Here is a 4,294-nt window from a genome sequence, read left to right as displayed (position 1 = left end):
TGTTGCCAATGCGCCCTGGATGTATAATGCTGCACAAAAACTATTTGTTACGTACGACGATACCAGATCTATGCAGCTGAAAACTGCTTATGCAAAGGAGAAAAAACTCAATGGGATTATGTTTTGGCAATTAGGGGAAGATACCTTTAGTGGTGGGTTACTCGATACTATTTATGCTGAGAAGATAAAATAGGGTTGTTAGTTTTTGAGTTTGTTAGTTTTTAAGTTAATACAAACTAAAAAACTATGAACTAATAACTCGTTTTCCTAACTCAATCACTTCACAATCCCTCATATTCTTATCATCGATGACAAACCTAATTAAGGTTCTAATCTTGTGCCAGCCCTGGTTGCCCGCTGCACCGGGGTTCATATGCAGGCATTGCAGTTTATCGTCGAACATCACTTTCAGAATATGAGAGTGCCCGCAAATAAACAGTTGCGGCGGGTTGGCGGTCAATTCTTTTTTTACTTCGGTATTGTATTTGGGCGGATAGCCGCCAATGTGGATCATGTATACATTCACGCCTTCGCAGGTAAAGCGTAATTTCTCCGGGTACACCGAGCGAATATCCTGGCCGTCGATGTTGCCGTAAACCCCTTTTAAAGGTTTAAAATCCGCCAGTTTATTAGCCAGGGCGATATTTCCAAAATCACCGGCATGCCAGATCTCGTCGCAGTTGTCGAAGTGTTTGAAAACTGCGTCATCAAGAAAACCATGTGTATCAGCTATCAGTCCTATTCGCTTCATAGTAATTTACTATAGGGGCAAGGTACCGGTTTTACAGCCGGTAACCCGCTTCGTCCTCAGCCAGTTTTTTTATGGTTTCCAGGGTTTCGGCCCAGTTCTTTTCGGCATGGGCGAACATCATCTGGGAAGCAAAGTTAGTTTGTGTCAATTGCAACGAAATGCCTTTTTCTTCGGGCGTAATGGTGAACGTAATATCTGAATAGTTCTCCGGACTGTCCTCAGTAGCTGAAAATACGCTCCAGTAGTTATAAGACAGGATTTTTCCCACTTCAAACTGCAGCAGGGCGCCTTTATCTTTTACTTCTTTATCCTTATAAACGAACGTAAAGGCGATGGGGCTGCCAACTTTCCAGTCGGTGATCATTTGCACGCCCAGCCATTGTTCAATCCACTGGTTTTCGGTTAAAACGCTCCATACTTTTTCCGGGGTAGCCTCAATTTGTCTTTCTTTGGTAAGGATTAAGCTTTTTTTCATCTGAATTTATTTAGGATTTCGTCTGAGTCATTTTTGAATTCGGGCCGCAAATTACCGGTTTTTCCCTTTTATGCCCCAAATTTCAAAATTGCGTTTTCCACGAGGTATCATTAACTTTATGTGAACGATTACTGCCATGCCATTCTTTCGCAATTTTACCTATTGGATCGATAAGCGGAGCTGGAAATATGTATTTCTGCTCAAAACCCTCGAGCTTTCCCTGTAAACCTCTACCCCGCGCTCTATTATTCCATATGCATTTTGGTAAGAAAATGCAATTCAATTTGCATTTTCTTCAATATTCCATTTTAACCCGCCTTTGCTAAAGCTTGCGCCTCCGCTAAAGCTTCAGCGACACGCGGACGGCGGGCAAGCATTTACTAATTTTCAAATTTCACATTGATATGCCATATTATTATAAATTAGGGAACATTCCGCATAAGCGCCATACCCAATTCCGCAAACCGGATGGCTCCCTGTACGCAGAACAGTTGTTTTCGACCGAAGGGTTCTCCAATGATTATTCGTTGTTGTACCATTGCCATCCGCCCACCGCTATAATAAAGACAGAGCCTTCCTACGAAGTGGCGCCCAAAGTGGCAGAGGAAAAAATGCTGCGACATCGCAGTTTTGAAGGTTTTAAAATAAAACCGGCCATCGATTATTTGCAAAGCCGTACCCCCGTGCTGGTGAATAATGATTGCCACATTGTACTGGCGGCGCCCCAGGCCGGCATGCAGGATTATTTTTTCAAGAATGCCGATGCCGATGAAATGATCTTCATACATGAAGGCGAGGGCGTGCTGCGCACCATGTATGGCGAATTGCCATTCAGTTATGGTGATTACCTGGTTGTTCCCCGCGGCACCATTTACCAGGTGCAATTCAAGGATACCAACAACCGCCTGTTCATCGTGGAATCGTTCAGTCCCATCCGGTTCCCCAAAAAGTACCTGAGCAAGTATGGACAGTTACTGGAACACTCGCCTTATTGCGAACGGGATATTCGTCCGCCGCAAAACCTGCCCACTTTTGATCAGAAAGGTGATTTTTTGATCCGCACCAAAAAGCGGGGCATGATGTATAACCTGCATTATGGCCATCACCCATTTGATATCGTAGGGTGGGATGGGTATTGTTATCCGTTTGCTTTTAGCATTCATGATTTTGAACCCATCACCGGCCGGGTGCACCAGCCACCGCCCGTGCATCAAACATTTGAAGCCAATAATTTTGTGGTCTGTTCATTTTGTCCACGCCTGTTCGATTATCACCCGAATTCCATCCCGGCGCCATATAACCACAGTAATATAGACAGTGATGAAGTGTTGTATTATGTAGATGGTGATTTTATGAGCCGGAAGAATGTAACGCGTGGCATGATAACGCTGCATCCAGCTGGAATTCCGCATGGCCCGCATCCAGGTACTGTGGAAAAAAGTATTGGCGCGAAGGAAACAAAAGAGCTGGCCGTGATGGTTGATACTTTTCATCCGCTGCAACTGACCCATGAAGCATTGGGTATTGAAAATTCTGATTATACGATGAGTTGGGCGGAGTAACCCCCAACCCCCTAAAGGGGGAGAAGAAATGAAAAATGAAAGCTCCCGGTTATCTGGGGGCCTTTCTTTTTTACAATATTTTTTTTGCCTACACGTCTGCCGAAATATCCAGGGCGGCATTTTTTTTAAGAAAAAGCTTGGTGCTATCGAGTTTTAGGTATTAACTTTGTGTTTAACCAAATGGTTAAACCGCGTGATTAAAGAGAATAAAAACGACAAAAGCACCGAGCAAAAGATCCTGGAAGCAGCCAAGCAGGTTTTTATGGAAAAGGGGATCGATGGCGCCCGGATGCAGGATATTGCCGATAAAGCGGGCATTAACAAGGCTTTATTGCATTATTATTTCCGCAGCAAAGAGAAGTTGTTCGAAATGATCTTTATGGAAGAGGCCCGGAAGTTTTTGCCCAAAGTAACCTCCATTATGGTGTCTGAACTGACCTTGTTCGAGAAGGTGGAGAAGTTCGTAGCCGAGTACATCGATACTTTGTTACAGAACCCTTTATTACCCATATTTATCCTGAATGAAATAAACAGGAATCCCAAAGAAGCTATTAAAAAGATCTTCGGCAATCAACGGCCTCCGATCGATAAAGTAGATGAGCTTATTGCAAAGTTGGTGAAGAAAGGGGAGATAAAGCCCATAAAGGGCTATGAATTAATGGTGAACATGGTATCGCTGTGCATTTTTCCCTTTCTGGCCCGGCCCATGGTACAATGGGTGACCAAGACAACAGATGAAGAGTTTTTAAAGTTGATGGAATTGCGCAAAAAGACCGTTGTAAAGTTTGTATTAGATTCAATTAAGAAATAAATTTTTTTGTCATGCTATTAACTAAATGGTTAAACCTAACGATTAAACACTGTTTAAACCTTACGGTGCTGTTGTTGGCCATTGGGGTGCAGGCGCAGGATAATAACCGGCTTACGCTGGAGCAGGCGTACGACCTGGCGCGGCAGAATTATCCGGTCATCAAACAAAAAGACCTGGTGCGCAAAACAGCTTCATTAACGATTGAAAATTTAAATAAGGGTTTTTTGCCGCAGTTGACTATCTCAGGCCAGGCTACTTATCAATCGGATGTTACCAGTGTACCCATCAGTGTGCCGGGTATTAAGATCGATCCCCCCGGTAAAGACCAGTACAAGGTACAGGCCGAGTTGAATCAGCTGTTATATGATGGTGGTACCACTAACGCACAGATAAATGTGCAGAACGCCAATGCGCAGGTAGAAGACCAGAAAGCGGAAGTAGAATTGTATAAAGTAAAGGACCGCATTAATCAGTTGTACCTGGGTATTTTGCTGGTTGATGAACAGGTGAAACAGGTTGATTTTGTAAAGAACGATATTCATCTGGGTATAAAAAGGGTGGAAGCGCAGGTTAAGAACGGAACCGCTTTTCGTTCAAGCCAGCTTACCCTGGAAGCCGAGTTAATGAAGAATGATCAACGGGTAATTGAATTGAAGGCCAATCGCAAAGGGTTGGTAGATGTATTATCGTTATTT

At 43.6% G+C, this 4,294-nt stretch carries 6 protein-coding genes; 4 read left to right on the top strand and 2 right to left on the bottom strand.

Annotated features, from left to right (window positions below):
• A partial coding sequence (locus ACJ751_RS01455; RefSeq protein WP_407743598.1) for a glycosyl hydrolase family 18 protein occupies positions 1–193 on the top strand: 193 nt, incomplete at its 5' end.
• A 51-nt stretch (positions 194–244) separates the two neighbouring features.
• Here the strand turns inward: ACJ751_RS01455 and ACJ751_RS01450 are convergent.
• The gene (locus tag ACJ751_RS01450; protein WP_407743597.1) at positions 245–751 is read right to left on the bottom strand and encodes a metallophosphoesterase family protein; all 507 of its coding nucleotides are present in this window, start codon (positions 749–751) and stop codon (positions 245–247) included.
• A 31-nt stretch (positions 752–782) separates the two neighbouring features.
• Positions 783–1,226 carry an SRPBCC domain-containing protein gene (locus ACJ751_RS01445; RefSeq protein WP_407743596.1) on the bottom strand — a complete coding sequence of 148 codons (444 nt, stop codon included), beginning with the start codon at positions 1,224–1,226 and terminating at the stop codon, positions 783–785.
• 404 nt (positions 1,227–1,630) lie between these two features.
• Between ACJ751_RS01445 and ACJ751_RS01440 the strand changes: the two genes are divergently transcribed.
• From ACJ751_RS01440 to ACJ751_RS01430, 3 genes are all read left to right on the top strand, one after another.
• Positions 1,631–2,788: a homogentisate 1,2-dioxygenase gene (locus tag ACJ751_RS01440; RefSeq protein ID WP_407743595.1), complete on the top strand. Its 1,158-nt coding sequence runs from the start codon at positions 1,631–1,633 to the stop codon at positions 2,786–2,788.
• A 193-nt stretch (positions 2,789–2,981) separates the two neighbouring features.
• The gene (locus ACJ751_RS01435; RefSeq protein ID WP_407743594.1) at positions 2,982–3,599 is read left to right on the top strand and encodes a TetR/AcrR family transcriptional regulator; all 618 of its coding nucleotides are present in this window, start codon (positions 2,982–2,984) and stop codon (positions 3,597–3,599) included.
• An 11-nt stretch (positions 3,600–3,610) separates the two neighbouring features.
• Positions 3,611–4,294 (top strand): TolC family protein (locus ACJ751_RS01430; protein ID WP_407743592.1); only part of this gene is annotated, 684 nt, incomplete at its 3' end.

Origin of the sequence: Niastella sp. (assembly GCF_045805085.1) — a bacterium.
Lineage (GTDB): Bacteria > Bacteroidota > Bacteroidia > Chitinophagales > Chitinophagaceae > Niastella.
The sequence above is the reverse complement of the archived record's forward strand: the minus strand, read 5'-3'. Positions and strand labels throughout refer to the sequence as shown.

Excerpts from the sequence above, each read along its gene's own strand:
- ACJ751_RS01440 (WP_407743595.1), top strand. The coding sequence starts at position 1,631 with ATGCCATATTATTATAAATTAGGGAACATTCCGCATAAGCGCCATACC.
- ACJ751_RS01445 (WP_407743596.1), bottom strand. The coding sequence starts at position 1,226 with ATGAAAAAAAGCTTAATCCTTACCAAAGAAAGACAAATTGAGGCTACC.
- ACJ751_RS01450 (WP_407743597.1), bottom strand. The coding sequence starts at position 751 with ATGAAGCGAATAGGACTGATAGCTGATACACATGGTTTTCTTGATGAC.